The following is a 13,953-nucleotide window of genomic DNA, read 5'->3' as shown; positions in this document are numbered from 1 at the left end:
CGCCGCTACGCGCAGGCGGGCGGGTGCGGCGCGAGCCATGCGTCGAACGGCGGCTGCCGGCCGATATCGAACAACTCCAGCAGCAGCGCACGCAGCCAGCGATGGCCCGGGTCCGCATCGAAGCGCCGGTGCCAGTACGCGTTGACGGCCCATTCGCCGGCCCCGGCGATCTCGTACAGCGTGCACGGCTGACGCGCGGCGAACGTGATCGCGACGGTCTCCGGCAGGATCAGCGCGTAATCGCCGTGTTCGAGCAGCGCCGGCACCACCATGAAGTCGGGTAGCGCAGCCCGCACGCGCGGCATCAGTCCGTGGCGCTCGAGTAACTGCATCGACTGCGGATGCGAGGTCACCGCGACGAAGCGCAGCGTGTCCGGCGCGTCGCCGTCGAGCACGAATTCGTCGGGCAGCGCGACGCGCCGCGCGGTGCGGCGCGGCATCAGCAACACGCAGCGCTCGTGCAGGAGCGCCGCGCGCTGGAAATGGCTCGACGCATCCGCGAAATGCCCGAGCGCGAAATCGATGCGGCCCGATTCGAGTGCGACGTTGAGCTGGCATTCGTCGACGTGCAGCGTCTCGATCACCGCGCCCGGTGCGCGCCGGTCGAATGCCGCGAGCAACGTCGGCAGGAAGGCGCTCGCCGCGAAATCGCTCATGTGCAGCCGGAACACGCGCTGCGTGCTGTCCGGCGTGAACCGCGAGCCTTCGTCGAGCACGTCCTGCAGGATCGCGAGCGCCTTGTCGACCGATATCGCGAGCCGCTGCGCGCGCGGCGTCGGCTCGACGCCGGTGCCGGTGCGCACGAACAGCGCGTCGCGGAACATCAGCCGCAAGCGGCCGAGCGCGTAGCTGACCGACGGCTGCGTGACGCCAAGCCGCAGCGCCGCGCGGCCCACGTGCCGCTCCTCGTACACCGCGCGAAACGTCTTCAGCAAGTTGAGATCGAGATCCTGCACGCGCAGGCCGTCGGGCGAATCGCCGTCGTGCGGTGAAGGTTCGGCGCGGGACGGGGCCGGCGGCCGGCTGGTGGCGGAGTGCGTCATGGTGCTTGCCTCGCGGTGACGGAAGGCGCGTGGCCGTAACGCCGCGCATAGGCCTTCGCGAAATGGCCGAAGCCATGAATGCCGTGCGCGATCAGCACATCGGTCACGCTGCGCGCGTCGCCGCGTTGCAGCGCGGCGTGCACCGCGGCCAGCCGGCGCTCGCGCACGTAGGCGGCCGGCGTGGTGTTCAGGAACGCGCGGAACGCATGCTGCAGCGTGCGCGGCGCGACGCCCGCGACGGCCGCCAGCGCGGCGAGCGCGAGCGGTTCGCCGAGATGCGCGTCGACGTGGTCGCATGCGCGGCGCACGTGCGCCGGCAGCGGCGGCGTGCCGCGCGCGAGCGCAGCGCTGTACGAATGCGGCAGGTGCGTGAGGAGCAGCGACATCAGCCATGCGGTGAGATCGGCGCCGAACGTCGTCGCCGATGTGCCGAGGCCCGGCTGCGCGCCGAGCCGGCACAGGTACTCGAACGTCGGCGGCACGAGCGCGGCGCCCGCGCCGTTGCCGTTGCCGCCCGCGGCGAGATCGAAGTGCAGCGGCCGCGTGAGCGTCGCGTGCAGCATGTCCTGCAGCTTGCGTTCGAGTGCCCCGCGCTCCAGCCGCAGCACCAGGTTGCGGCAATCCGGGCTCGTGCGCAGGCGGCTCGCGAGCGCGGGCGACGACACGGTCAGCTCGCCCGGGCCCGCACGCGCGATCCGCTGGCCGGCCCGCAGCTCGCACGCGCCCGATAGCGTCAGCCGGAACAGGAAGTGATCGGCATCGTCGCCGAAATCGATGCGCGTTTCGCGGCCGTAGCAGAGCTCGAGCAGCGCGCCGTGATGCAGCGGCACCTCGTACAGCTCCGCATGAAACGGATCGCGGCCGTGCGCGGCCATCCGGTGCGGCCCGAGCCGGTGCGCGACCGCGCGTTCGACTTCGTCGGGCGCATGCAGCGTGCCGAGCCGGTTCGGCGCATGTCGGGAGAGGGCGATGTCCATGCGGTGGCCTCGTGTCGGATGCGTGGGCGCGGCGTGATGCGCATCGCCGCGAATGCGTTGCGCGAACGGGCGTGCCGTTGCGCGTTTTGAAGCGACGCGATGCGCGCCGCCGCGTAGTCTCGGCAACACTCACTCACCGGGAGAAAACGATGAAGGTATGTGTACTGGGCGGCGGCCACGGCTGCCATGCGGCCGCGATCGACCTGTTCGAGAAGGGCCACGACGTGACGTGGTGGCGGCGCGACCGCGAACCGCATGCGCGGCTGCGCGAACTTGGCGCGCTGCACGTGACCGACTATCGCGGCGAGCGCGCGGTGCCGCTCGGCGATACACCCGGCGCGATCCGGCTGACCGACGATCTCGCGGCCGCGCTGCGCGGCGCGCGGCTCGTCGTGGTGCCGCTGCCGGCGCTGTCGCACGACGCGCTGGCCGCGCAGGTCGCGCCGCTGCTCGAGGATGGCCAGGTCGTGTTCCTGCCGCCTGGCACGTTCGGCAGCTTCGTGTTCGCGCGCGCGGCGGCCGATGCCGGCAACCGTGCGCGCGTCGCGTACGCCGAGACGGGCACGTTGCCGTACCTGGTGCGCAAGCACGGCGACAACGCGGTCGTGATCAGCGCATACGCGACGCGCCTGCCGACCGGCGTGTTTCCCGCGAACGCGGCCGGCTGGGCGTTCGACGTGCTGCGCGCCGGTTATCCGTCGGTCGAGCCGGTCGAGGACGCGCTGTCCGGCGCGCTGATGAACGCGGGCCCGGTGATCCATCCGCCGCTGATCCTGATGAACGCCGGGCCGCTCGAACACTTCGACGCGTGGGACATCCACAACGAGGGCACGCAACCGTCGATCCGCCGCGTGACGAACGCGCTCGACGCCGAACGCATCGCCGTGCGCGAGGCGCTCGGCTACCGCGCGCCGCATTTCCCGCTCGCGGACCACTACGCGACCGACGGCGACGAATGGATGTACGGGCGCGGCGCGCACGGCAAGCTGACCGACAGCGGCGACTGGCGCGAGAAGATCGATTTGCGCACGCATCGCTACATGCTCGAGGACACCCGGCTCGGGCTGTCCTTCATCGTGTCGTGCGGACGCTGGGCCAACGTGCCGACGCCCGTTGCGCAGGGGCTGCTGAGCGTCGCGTCGGCCGTCACCGGCCGCGACCTGTATGCGCAAGGGCGCACGCTGGACGGTTTGGGTCTCGCCGCGCTGTCGCGCGACGCGATGCGCGCGCTGCTCGATGCGGGGTACGCCGCATGATGGCCGCCCTCGACGTGACGCGCGTGCACGTGCTCGGCGCGGGACGCATGGGGCAGGGGATCGCGCTCGTGTTCGCATTCGCGGGCCTCGACGTGACGCTGATCGATTTCAAGCCGCGCGACGCGCAAGGATGGCGCGCATTCGAGGATCGCACGCGCGGCGAGATCCTGCGGCCGCTGCATGCGCAGGTCGCGCTCGGCCGCATCGATCGCGCGCAGGCCGAGGCCGTCGTCGCGCGCATCGCGCTGGTCGCGCGCGACGATGCGGTGCACGCCGTGCGCGATGCCGGCATCGTGTTCGAAGCGCTGCCGGAAGTGCTCGACGCGAAGGCCGACGCGCTGCGCTGGCTCGGCGCACATGTCGGTGCGCGCGCAACCATCGCGTCGACGACGTCGACGTTCGTCGTCACCGAATTGCAGCGCCATGTCGCGCACCCGGAGCGGATGCTGAACGCCCACTGGCTGAACCCGGCACTGCTGATGCCGCTCGTCGAGATCAGCCGCAGCGACGCGACGGATCAGGCGGTTGTCGACGCGCTCGCCGCGTTGCTCGAGCGCGTCGGCAAGAAGCCGGTGATCTGCGGGCCGGCGCCCGGCTACATCGTGCCGCGCATCCAGGCGCTCGCGATGAACGAGGCCGCGCGGATGGTCGAGGAGGGCGTCGCGAGCGCCGAGGACATCGACACGGCGATTCGCACCGGTTTCGGCCCGCGCTTCGCGGTGCTCGGGCTGCTCGAGTTCATCGACTGGGGCGGCTGCGACATCCTGTACTACGCGTCGACGTATCTCGCCGACGAGATCGGTCCGCGCTTCGCGCCGGCCGCGAGTGTCGTGCGCAACATGGAGGCCGGGCGCGACGGCGTGCGGACGGGCGCCGGGTTCCACGACTATGCGCAAGTCGATGTGCCGGCTTACATGCAGCAACGGCTCGGCGAGTTCGCGCGGCTGCTCGATCACCTCGGGCTCGCGCCCGGGTTCGACGCCGCACGGCGCGATTCCGGGGCCTGAGCGTCGCGCGGCGCGCGGCCGCGCGGTCATGCCGCGTCGCCGCGCGTGCTGGCGGCGGGCATACCGGCATCGGGCGTACCGGCATCGGGCATACCGGCTGCGGGCATACCCCGCGTCTCGCGCATCATGCACAGCGTCGCGACGGTCACGAGGCCGAGCGCAATGAGGAACAGCGACACGGGCCACGACGCGTGATAGCGCGCGAGCAGCGCGGTCGCGATCAGCGGCGACATCCCGCCGGCGAAGATCGACGCGACTTCATGGCCGAGCGCGACGCCCGAGTAACGCACCTCGGTACTGAACAGCTCGCCGACCAGCGCGGGCAGCGTGCCGATCATCGCGCCGTGGCTCACCGCCGTGCCGATCGTCAGCGCGAGCCACACGAGCGGCGTCGCGCGCGTGTCGAGCAGCCAGAAGAACGGAAACGCGCACGCGACGAGGCTCAGCGCGCCGATCAGGTACACGGGCTTGCGGCCGATCCGGTCGGACAGGCGGCCCCACGCGAGCATCGCGCCCATTTCGACGATCATCGCGATCATCACGCCGGTCAGCATCACGCCGTTCGGGATGCCGACGTATTTGCCGTAGACGAGCGAGAACGCGAGGAAGATGTATGCGCCGCCGTTTTCGGCGACGCGCAGCCCCATCGCGAGCAGGATTTCCTTCGGATGACGACGGATGCACTCGACGATCGGCAAGTGCGTGTGCGCGCCGCGCTTGGCGGCCTGCTCGTAGTCGCGGCTTTCCGGCAGGTGGCGGCGGATATAGATGCCGATCGCGAAGATCGCGATGCTCGCGAGGAACGGCAGCCGCCAGCCCCAGGTGCGGAACGCGTCGTCCGGCAGCGCCTGTGCGGCGAGGAACGCGGCCGACGACAGCACGAAGCCGCCGCCCACGCCGAGCTGGCTCCACGCCGCGTAGTAGCCGCGCTGCTCGGGCGGTGCGTTCTCGCTGATCATCAGCACGCCGCCGCCCCATTCGCCGCCGGACGCGACGCCCTGCAGCAGCCGCAACACGACGAGCGCCGCGGGCGCCCACAGCCCGACCTGCGCGTAGGTCGGCAGCAGGCCGATCGCGAACGTCGACGCGCCCATGATCAGCAGCGTCCACACGAGCGATGCCTTGCGCCCGTAGCGGTCGCCGACATGGCCGAACACGATCCCGCCGAGCGGCCGCGCGACGAAGCCGAGCGCGAACGCCGCGAACGCGGCGAGGCTGCCGGCGAGCGGCGATGCGCCGGGCGGAAAGAACACGTGGCCGAATACGAGCGCGGCGGCCGTGCCGTAGACGAAAAAGTCATACCATTCCATCGCGTTGCCGGCGACGGAGGCGATGACGATCCGGCGCAGTTGCCGGTCGGCGAGCGGCCGGGCGGCGCTCGGGGATTGCACGGTGTCGGTCGGGTACATGGCGGACTCTGAAGGGGACGAACGCGTGCCGTCTCTGGAGAGCGCATGCGGCACTGCGGGCTAGTGTTGTCGGCACCGCCGCCCCGGTCAAATCCACAAAAAAAGGGGAGTGTCATCACTCCCGCTGATGATGGTCGCGCCGCGCGCGGCCGTGCCCGCGCGCGCCGCAGCCCGTTACCGCTCGATCTGCCGGTTCCAGCGCGTATCCCACTGCGCACGGCGCGCGTTGATCGCCGCCCAGTCGACCACCGTCACCTTGCGCACGAGATCGTCGACGTTGCCGAGGCTTTGCTGCATCGCGGCCGGCATCTTCGCGAGGCGGTTGGTCGGGATCTGCTTGCCGGCTTCGGCGGCCTTCGTCTGCGCGGGCGCGGACAGCAGGAACTGCGCGAGCTTCTGCGCCAGTTGCGGATCCGGATTGTTCGCGACGACGCACAGGTCGACGAGCAGCAGCACCGGGCCTTCCTTCGGGTTCGCATACGCGACCGGAATGCCCTTGTCCTGCAGGTCGCCGACACCGGTCGGCGTCAGCGGGAACAGGCCGGCCTCGCCGGTCTGCACCATCTCGGAGATCTTCGCCGAGTTCGGGATGTACTCGACGACGTTCGGCCCGACCGTGCTCGCCCACTTGCTGAAGCCGGGCTCGACGTTCTGTTCGCTGCCGCCGAGCAACCGGTTGATCGCGAGGAAGCCGTGCAGCCCGAACGTGCTGCTCGACGCCGACTGGAACACGACCTTGCCCTTGTATTTCGGATCGGCGAAATCCATCCACGACGTCGGCGGCGCCCAGCCCTTCTCCGTGAACAGTTTCTTGTTGTACGCGATGCCGGTCATCCCGAGCTGCACGCCCGCGCCGACGTCGTCCTTCATCCGCGCGAACGGATACAGCTCCTTGAGCACCGGCGAATCGTCGAGCTTCTGGCACACGCCGAGGCTGACCGCGCGCGCCATCACGCCGTCGTCGAGGAACGCGACGTGGATCTGCGGCTTGTTGCGGTTCGCGAGCAGCTTCGCGAGCACGTCCGACGACGTGCCGGGCACGACGACCACCTTCACGTTGTTCGCCTTCTCGAACTCGGGCAGCACCTGGCTCGTATAGGCCTTTTCCATCGGGCCGCCGTTCATGCCGACGTAGATCGTCTTCGTTTGCGCGAATGCGGGCGCGGCGGCGCCGGCGACGCAGAGGGCGGCGGCGGCCGCGATCGTTCCGAACAGTTTCACTTGTGGGTCTCCTCTTGACGGAAAGGGGTGATCGGCGCGTGCGGCGCGAAGCGGCCGATCGAGAATGCATCGAGTGGCGTGGCGGTTTCGCCGGTCGTGACGAGCTCGGCGAGTACCTCGCCGACGCCCGGCGCGAGCAGGAAGCCGCCGCCGGAAAAGCCGAACGCATGCAACAGGTTCGGGGTCGTGCGGCTCGCGCCGATGATCGGGTTGTGGTCGGGCGTGCAGCCTTCGACGCCGCTCCACGTGCGGATCAGCAGCGCATCGCGCAGCGCGGGCAACAGCGCGCACGCGTCGCGCATCACCGCGCGCGTCGTGTCGACCGACGGCTGGCCGAATTCGCCGTCGCCGCGGCCGCGCCCGCCGCCGATCACGCAGTTGCCGCGCGCGACCTGCCGCGCGTACACCCCGCCGCCGTACACGCCGAGGTTGTGCGTGATGAACGGCGGCAGCGGCTCGGTCACCCACATGTTCGGGTAGATCGGCTCCATCGGCACGGCTTCGCCGAAACGTTCGGCGATGGTGTTCGCCCATGCGCCGGCCGAATTGATCAGCCACGTCGCCGTGCACGCGCGGCCGCCCGCCTGAACGTGAAAGCGCATGCCGTCGTGCCGGGCGTCGTCGACCGCTGCGTGCTCGAACACGTCGGCGCCCGCCGCGCGGGCCGCCCGCGCGAACGCGGGCGACACGATGCGCGGGTTCGCGTGGCCGTCGGTCGTGCACAGCGAGCCGCCGAGCGCCGCGCGGCCGAGCCACGGGTAGCGGCGGCGGAACGCGTCACCGCGCATCACCTGCAGCGGCAAGCCGCGCTCGCCGGCGAGCGTCGCATACGCATCGAGCGCATCGAGGTCGGCGTCGCTGCGCGCGAGCCGCAAGTGGCCCGACACGACGAATTCGCCGTCGATGCCGATCAGCTCGGGCAGGCGGTCCCAGATGCGCCGTGCGCGCAGCGCGAGCGGCAGTTGCTCGGCCGGGCGGCCCTGGCAGCGCACGCCGCCGTAGTTCACGCCGCTCGCCTGCGCGCCGCAGTCGCGGCGCTCGAACAGCGCGACGCGCAGCCCGCGCCGCGCCAGCGCCAGCGCGGCCGACGCGCCGACGAGGCCGCCGCCGACGATCGCGACGTCGTAGTGACGGCGTTCACTCATCGCGCGCCTCGTCGGGAATCGCCGCGACGTCGTCGCCCGCGAGCGCGGCCGAGATCGGCAACGGCTTCACAGGTGGTTGCGCGCGCAACCGACCGACGTCCGCGAGCGGGCGGCCGGTTTCGGCGGCCAGCACGAGAGCGGTCGCATCGCCGCACATGCGGCCCTGGCAGCGGCCCATCCCGGCGCGCGTCAGCGCCTTCAGCCGGTTCAGCTCGGTGGCCGCGCCGTCGTGGATGCAGCGCCGCAGCGTGCCCGCGTCGATCTCCTCGCAGCGGCATACGATCGTGTCGTCCGGGCAGCGTGCGGCCAGCTCCGGCGGCGGCGCGAACGCCGCCTCGAGGCCCGCGCGGAATGCGCCGAGCCGGACGAGCGTGCGTTCGAGCGCGGCCGCATCGGGCTTGCAGGCCAGCAATGGCGACGGCGATGACGTCACGATGCCCGCGTCATCGAGCAGCGCGAGCGCCGCGCGCCGCCCGGACGCCTCGGCCGCATCGGCCCCCGCGATGCCGGCGCCGTCGCCCGCGACGTAGATACCGCGCACCGACGTGCGGCCGGCCGCGTCGCGTTCCGGCAGCCATGCGTGGTTGAGCGGATCGAAACGGAACCGGCAGCCGGCGAGATCGGCAAGCTGCGTTTCCGAACGCAGCCCGAAGCCGAGGCCGAGCGCATCGCAGTCGAGTCGGCGCGGTGCACCGTTACCGGCGCCACGCCACGTGAGGCCGGTCACATGCCGCTCGCCGAGCACGCGTTCGAGCGTGACGCCCGTTTCGATCGCGACGCCGTGTGCACGCAGCCAGCCGATGTAATAAAGCCCCTTCGCGAAGGTCGCCGGCATGCGCAGCAGCGCCGGTGTCGCGGCGGCCTGCCGGCGCAGCGGGCTCGTGTCGAGCACCGCCGCGACCTGCGCGCCGGCCTTCGCGTACTGGTAAGCGACGAGATACAGCAACGGCCCCGTGCCCGCGAACACGATGCGGCTGCCGATCGCGCAGCCTTGCGACTTCAGTGCGACCTGCGCGCCGCCGAGCGTATAGACGCCGGCAAGCGTCCAGCCCGGCACCGGCAGCATGCGGTCGGTCGCGCCGCTCGCGATGATCAGGTGCGAGAACGGCACGGTCGTTTCACGGCCGTCCTGCAGCGTGTCGACGCGGCCCGCGCCGCACGCCCACGCGAGCGTGTTCGGCCGGTAGTCGACCTGCGGCAGCAGCGCGGCCATCGTCCGGTGCACGGCGTCCGCCTTCGCGGCCTCGAAGCCATACAGCGCGCGCTTGCTGCGGGCGAACGCGCCGTCGACCGGCGGCTGCCGGTAGATCTGGCCGCCCCAGCGCGCGTTCTCGTCGATCACGACAGGGCGCAGCCCCGCGTCGACCAGCGCCTCGGCCGCGCGCACGCCGGCCGGCCCCGCGCCGACGATCACCGGTCGCAGAGCGTCGCTCACGATGCGTCTCCGTTGATGGCGTGCTGCGCACCGGTGAGAATCCGCATGCCTTCGGCAATTGGCGTCGAGCATGCGCGCACGCGCGCGCCGGCCTCGGTGCGCACCCAGCAGTCCTGGCACGCGCCGATCAGGCAGAAGCCCGCGCGCGGCGTGCCGCTGAATTCGCTCACGCGCACGCGGCGTTGCGCGACGAGGATCGCGGTGAGCACGGTGTCGCCGGCAAGCGCCTGGGCGGGGCGGCCGTCGAGCGTGAACGCGATGGCGGCGCGCTCGCGTTCGGCGACGCGCACGAATTGCGGGCCGTCGTCGGCGATGTCGGTGGAACGGGAAACGGAAGTCATCGTCAGTGTTGGCCGATCAGGATGCGGTTCAGGCCGTACACGCGATCGAGCAGCAGCATCGCGCCGGCGGTGATGAGGATGACGAGCGTCGATACCGACGCCATCATCGGATCGATCGATTCGGTCGCGTACATGTACATGCGCACCGGCAGCGTGACCGTCTGCGGCGACGTGACGAAGATCGACATCGTCAGCTCGTCGAAGCTGTTGATGAACGCGAGCAGCCAGCCGCCGGTGATGCCCGGCACGATCATCGGCAGCGTGATGCGGCGAAACGTCGTCCACGGATCGGCGCCGAGCGAGCACGCGGCCTGCTCGATGCTGCGGTCGAGGCCCGCGACGGACGCGAGCACGAGCCGCATCACGAACGGCGTGATGACGATCATGTGCGCGAGCACCAGCCACGCGAACGAGCCGGTCGCGCCGATCAGCGCGAAGAAGCGCAGCAGCGCGATGCCGAGCACGAGACCGGGAATCACGAGCGGCGACAGCAGCAGCCCGTTCAGGAACGCGCGGCCCGGAAACGTCGCGCGGCCGATCGCGAGCCCGGCGGGCAATGCGATCGCGAGCGACAGCGTCGCCGACGCGAACGCGAGCTTCACGCTGTTGGCGAACGCGGTGACGAAGTCGGGATAGTCGAGGATCGCGCGGAACCAGCGCAGCGACAGCCCGTGCGTCGGCAGCGTCAGCGTTTCGTCGGGCGTGAACGCGACGAGCACGACGATCGCGAGCGGCGCGAGCACGAACAGGATCACGAGCGTATGGAACGCCAGGGCGATAGGGCCGTTCTTGCTCATCGGGAAGCGCCTCCGAGGCTGCGCGCGTAGCGGCGTTCGAGCACGCGGTAGTAGGTGAGCATCACGACGAGGTTCGCGATCAGCAGCAGCACCGCGATCGTCGCGCCGAGCGGCCAGTTCAGCGAGCCGAGGAATTCGTCGTAGACGGCGGTCGCCGCGACCTTCAACCGACGTCCGCCGAGCAGGCCCGGAATCGCGAAGGCGCTCGCCGACAGCCCGAACACCATCAGGCTGCCCGACAGCACGCCCGGCATCAGCTGCGGCACCACGATGCGGCGCAGCGTCGTGAACGGCGAGGCGCCGAGCGACAACGCCGCGTGCTCGGTCTGTGGATCGAGCCGCTGCAGCGCGGTCCACACGGGAATCACCATGAACGGCAGCATCACGTGAACGAGCGCGATCACGATCGCGAACGTCGTGTATTCGAGCTTGTACGGCCCGAGGCCCGCGAGCCCGAGCGCCTGGTTCACGAGCCCGCTGGTGTTCAGCAGCATGCTCCAGCCGAACGCGCGCACGACGACCGACACGAGCAGCGGCGCGAGGATCACGAGCAGGAACAGCGAGCGCCACGGGTCGCGCATTTTCGACAGCACGTACGCTTCCGGCGTGCCGATCGCGACGCAGATCACGGTGGTCAGCGCGGCGATGCCGAAGGTGCGCGCGAAGATCGTATGGAAGTACGACGAGCCGAGCACCTCCGCGTAGTGGCCGAACTGGAACGCGGCGATCGGGCCGGTGGCCGGGTCGAAGCGATAGAACGTGAGCGTGAGGGTCATCGCGAGCGGCACGAGCACGAGCGCGGCGAACAGCGCGAACGCGGGCGCGCACATCAGCCACAGCGGCGCATGCGCGCGCCACGTGGCGCGCGGCACGCGGCCGCCGGCAGCGCGCGGCGTCACCGCATCGCCTGCGGCGGCGGACGGCGCGAGGCCGGCCGTCGCACCGTCGGCGGGTAGCGGGCGGGTTGGCTGTCCCATTCAGGCCTCCCGGCGCATCACGCGCACCGCGTCGCTATGCCAGTCGACGCCGACCGGCGCGCCTTCCGCGAGCGGCTCCGCGCCTTCGTTCTGGCAGCACACGAGCACTTCGCCGAGCGCGCTGTCGACGCGGTACAGCCACTGGCTGCCGAGGAAGAAGCGGCTCGTGACGGTCGCGGCGAAGCGGCCTGCGCCGGGCGCGCACAGTCGCAGCTTTTCCGGGCGGATGCAGACCGACACGGCGTCGCCGACACGGATGTCGCGCTCGCGCGCCGGCAGGTGCGCGGTGCGGCCCGTTTCAGCGAGATCGTGGCCGAGGTCGATGCGGATCGCGTCGCCGTCGTGCGCGACGATCGTGCCGGGCAGCAGGTTCGCCTTGCCGATGAACTGCGACACGAAATGGTTCTCGGGACGTTCGTACGCGCGGTACGGCGTGTCCGTCTGCGTGATGCGGCCGGCTTCCATCACGACCACGCGGTCGCTGATCGACAGCGCTTCCGACTGATCGTGCGTGACCATGATCGTCGTCGTGCCGATCTTGCGCTGGATCGCGCGCAGTTCGAACTGCATGTCCTCGCGCAGCTTTGCGTCGAGATTCGACATCGGTTCGTCGAGCAGCAGCACCGGCGGTTCGATCACGATCGCGCGCGCGATCGCGACGCGCTGCCGCTGGCCGCCCGACAGTTCGCGCGGGAAGCGGTGCGCGAGCGCATCGAGTCGCACGAGCGCGAGCGCCGCGCGGATGCGCTCGGCGCGCTCCGCCTTGTCGACGCCGCGCATGTCGAGGCCGAAGCCGACGTTCTCCGCGACGCTCATGTGCGGAAACAGCGCATAGCTCTGGAACACGATGCCGAGCCCGCGGCGGTTCGGCTTCATGTGCGTGATGTCCTGCCCGTCGAGCGCGATGCGGCCGCGCGTGACGTCGACGAAGCCGGCGATCATCTGCAGCGTCGTGGTCTTGCCGCAGCCCGACGGCCCGAGCAGCGACACGAATTCGCCTTGTTCGACCGACAGGTTGACGTCGGCGACGGCGGTCAGCTCGCCGAACGATTTCGTCAGATCCGTAAGCGTGAGAAACGACATGGGGAGCTCCGGGTTCGCACACCGTGGCCGGTGCACCGATGACGCGGACTCTAGCCAGCCATATTTCGGAGCGTCAATTTGGAATTCTGCTCAACGGGAGGAATTTCGAAAAAATTCCGGTGAACGGAATGGAATGTCGAATCGAGTGGGAATCGTTCCGATGGATGAAGGGCGGCCGGCCCACGAAATGCGCGCGTCAATCCCGTGCACACCCGGATGCCCGCGCAATTTCGGCGGGACGACAATGGCGGCTACCGTATTCCGTTCACTGAAATCATCGAGGAGAGCCGGCATGCCAGAACCCCAGTCGCCCGGAATGTCGCCGGCCGCACGCGCGCCGCGACCGGACGAGGACGCCGCCGATCCGGCCGGCGCGCCGGGCACCGGCATGCTGCAGCGTGCGTTCGCGATCCTGCGCGCACTGGCCGGCATGCAGCAGGACGGCGTGCGCGTCACGCACCTTGCGAAGGCCGTCGGCCTCACGCAGGGCACCGCGCACCGGATCCTGCAATCGCTGATCGCCGAAGGGATGGTCGAGCAGGACGAACAGTCGAAGCTGTACCGGCTGAGCGTCGACTTTTTCGCGCTCGCCGCGCTGGCCGGCAATCCGAGCAGCATGCGCACGCTGTGCCGGCCCGTGCTGCTGCGGCTGTGCGCGAGTCTCGGCGAGACGATCTTCCTGCTCGTGAAGAGCGGCTTCGACGCGGTGTGTCTCGACCTGTGCGAAGGGCCGTTCCCGATCCGCTCGTTTACCGGCGATATCGGTGGGCGCATCGCGCTCGGCGTCGGGCAGGGCAGCCTCGCGATCCTCGCGTTCCTGCCGGAGGCCGAGCGCGAGGAAGTGATCCGCTTCAACGTGCCGCGCATCCGCGGCTACGGCGTGCTCGACGAGGTCTATCTACGCACCGAGATCGAACGCGTGCGGCAGCTCGGCTACGCGGGCCGCAACAGCGGCGTGCTCGACGGGATGGCCGGCGTCGCGGTGCCGATCCTCGATCGCACCGGGTATCCCGTCGGTGCGCTGAGCGTCGGCACGCTGGCGTCGCGCCTCGGCGACGACCGGATGCCGATGGTCGTCGAACTGCTCAGGCGCCAGGCCGACGCGATCGGCCCGCGCACGAATCCGTTCGACGCCGCGTTGCGGCGGCCGATGCACGGGCTGGCCGGGAAAACGGTATAGATGCGTCGCGCGTCGCGGTTTCGTCGGCTTGCTGACGCGAGTCCTTTACGTCTGATCAAAGCGCGCGTTGTCGAGCGCTTTG

13 protein-coding genes are annotated in these 13,953 nt (G+C 70.5%); 3 read left to right on the top strand and 10 right to left on the bottom strand.

Features of this window, described 5'->3' with window-relative positions; all coding sequences use genetic code 11:
• Nucleotides 1-5: 5 nt before the first annotated feature.
• Nucleotides 6-1,043 (bottom strand): LysR family transcriptional regulator, encoded by a 1,038-nt coding sequence (locus tag SB771_RS03245; protein WP_175662297.1) that lies wholly within the window; start codon nt 1,041-1,043, stop codon nt 6-8.
• The gene (locus SB771_RS03240) at nt 1,040-2,020 is read right to left on the bottom strand and encodes an AraC family transcriptional regulator (RefSeq protein WP_175662296.1); all 981 of its coding nucleotides are present in this window, start codon (nt 2,018-2,020) and stop codon (nt 1,040-1,042) included. Before SB771_RS03240 ends, SB771_RS03245 begins: the two co-directional genes overlap by 4 nt.
• Nucleotides 2,021-2,169: 149 nt before the next feature.
• Between SB771_RS03240 and SB771_RS03235 the strand changes: the two genes are divergently transcribed.
• Both SB771_RS03235 and SB771_RS03230 read left to right on the top strand, forming a co-directional pair.
• Nucleotides 2,170-3,276 (top strand): NAD/NADP-dependent octopine/nopaline dehydrogenase family protein, encoded by a 1,107-nt coding sequence (locus tag SB771_RS03235; protein ID WP_175662295.1) that lies wholly within the window; start codon nt 2,170-2,172, stop codon nt 3,274-3,276.
• Entirely contained in the window at nt 3,273-4,283 is a 1,011-nt protein-coding gene (locus SB771_RS03230; protein WP_175662294.1) for a 3-hydroxybutyryl-CoA dehydrogenase, read from the top strand. The genes SB771_RS03235 and SB771_RS03230 overlap by 4 nt, the downstream gene beginning before the upstream one ends.
• Before the next feature lie 26 nt (nt 4,284-4,309).
• Here the strand turns inward: SB771_RS03230 and SB771_RS03225 are convergent, their stop codons facing one another.
• The 8 genes from SB771_RS03225 to SB771_RS03190 all read right to left on the bottom strand — a co-directional run bounded on the left by SB771_RS03225 (nt 4,310) and on the right by SB771_RS03190 (nt 12,691).
• Nucleotides 4,310-5,692, bottom strand: coding sequence for an MFS transporter (locus SB771_RS03225; protein ID WP_175662293.1), 1,383 nt, complete (start codon nt 5,690-5,692; stop codon nt 4,310-4,312).
• A gap of 174 nt (nt 5,693-5,866) precedes the next feature.
• Complete coding sequence (locus SB771_RS03220; protein WP_105829946.1) at nt 5,867-6,913, bottom strand: ABC transporter substrate-binding protein; 1,047 nt, start codon at nt 6,911-6,913, stop codon at nt 5,867-5,869.
• Nucleotides 6,910-8,058, bottom strand: coding sequence for an NAD(P)/FAD-dependent oxidoreductase (locus SB771_RS03215; protein WP_175662292.1), 1,149 nt, complete (start codon nt 8,056-8,058; stop codon nt 6,910-6,912). The genes SB771_RS03220 and SB771_RS03215 overlap by 4 nt, the downstream gene beginning before the upstream one ends.
• A complete protein-coding gene (locus SB771_RS03210; protein ID WP_175662291.1) occupies nt 8,051-9,493 on the bottom strand; it encodes an NAD(P)/FAD-dependent oxidoreductase in 1,443 nt (480 codons plus the stop codon). The genes SB771_RS03215 and SB771_RS03210 overlap by 8 nt, the downstream gene beginning before the upstream one ends.
• Entirely contained in the window at nt 9,490-9,834 is a 345-nt protein-coding gene (locus tag SB771_RS03205; RefSeq protein WP_175662290.1) for a (2Fe-2S)-binding protein, read from the bottom strand. Before SB771_RS03205 ends, SB771_RS03210 begins: the two co-directional genes overlap by 4 nt.
• 2 nt (nt 9,835-9,836) lie before the next feature.
• The gene (locus tag SB771_RS03200) at nt 9,837-10,631 is read right to left on the bottom strand and encodes an ABC transporter permease (protein WP_175662289.1); all 795 of its coding nucleotides are present in this window, start codon (nt 10,629-10,631) and stop codon (nt 9,837-9,839) included.
• Complete coding sequence (locus SB771_RS03195; RefSeq protein WP_175662288.1) at nt 10,628-11,608, bottom strand: ABC transporter permease; 981 nt, start codon at nt 11,606-11,608, stop codon at nt 10,628-10,630. The genes SB771_RS03200 and SB771_RS03195 overlap by 4 nt, the downstream gene beginning before the upstream one ends.
• On the bottom strand, nt 11,609-12,691 hold the full coding sequence (locus SB771_RS03190) for an ABC transporter ATP-binding protein (RefSeq protein ID WP_011660294.1): 1,083 nt from the start codon (nt 12,689-12,691) through the stop codon (nt 11,609-11,611). It abuts the gene before it with no gap.
• 292 nt (nt 12,692-12,983) lie between these two features.
• Here SB771_RS03190 and SB771_RS03185 point away from each other — a divergent pair, with 292 nt between their 5' ends.
• The gene (locus SB771_RS03185) at nt 12,984-13,871 is read left to right on the top strand and encodes an IclR family transcriptional regulator (RefSeq protein WP_175662287.1); all 888 of its coding nucleotides are present in this window, start codon (nt 12,984-12,986) and stop codon (nt 13,869-13,871) included.
• Nucleotides 13,872-13,953 lie beyond the last annotated feature (82 nt).

It is taken from the genome of Burkholderia sp. SIMBA_051, from assembly GCF_046534915.1.
Lineage (GTDB): Bacteria > Pseudomonadota > Gammaproteobacteria > Burkholderiales > Burkholderiaceae > Burkholderia > Burkholderia ambifaria.
This window is presented reverse-complemented; position numbering and strand designations above follow the sequence as displayed.

Coding starts and splice junctions, on each gene's coding strand:
- SB771_RS03185 (WP_175662287.1), top strand. CDS start 12,984: ATGCCAGAACCCCAGTCGCCCGGAATGTCGCCGGCCGCACGCGCGCCG.
- SB771_RS03240 (WP_175662296.1), bottom strand. CDS start 2,020: ATGGACATCGCCCTCTCCCGACATGCGCCGAACCGGCTCGGCACGCTG.
- SB771_RS03200 (WP_175662289.1), bottom strand. CDS start 10,631: ATGAGCAAGAACGGCCCTATCGCCCTGGCGTTCCATACGCTCGTGATC.
- SB771_RS03230 (WP_175662294.1), top strand. CDS start 3,273: ATGATGGCCGCCCTCGACGTGACGCGCGTGCACGTGCTCGGCGCGGGA.
- SB771_RS03195 (WP_175662288.1), bottom strand. CDS start 11,608: ATGGGACAGCCAACCCGCCCGCTACCCGCCGACGGTGCGACGGCCGGC.
- SB771_RS03235 (WP_175662295.1), top strand. CDS start 2,170: ATGAAGGTATGTGTACTGGGCGGCGGCCACGGCTGCCATGCGGCCGCG.
- SB771_RS03225 (WP_175662293.1), bottom strand. CDS start 5,692: ATGTACCCGACCGACACCGTGCAATCCCCGAGCGCCGCCCGGCCGCTC.
- SB771_RS03205 (WP_175662290.1), bottom strand. CDS start 9,834: ATGACTTCCGTTTCCCGTTCCACCGACATCGCCGACGACGGCCCGCAA.
- SB771_RS03215 (WP_175662292.1), bottom strand. CDS start 8,058: ATGAGTGAACGCCGTCACTACGACGTCGCGATCGTCGGCGGCGGCCTC.
- SB771_RS03245 (WP_175662297.1), bottom strand. CDS start 1,043: ATGACGCACTCCGCCACCAGCCGGCCGCCGGCCCCGTCCCGCGCCGAA.
- SB771_RS03190 (WP_011660294.1), bottom strand. CDS start 12,691: ATGTCGTTTCTCACGCTTACGGATCTGACGAAATCGTTCGGCGAGCTG.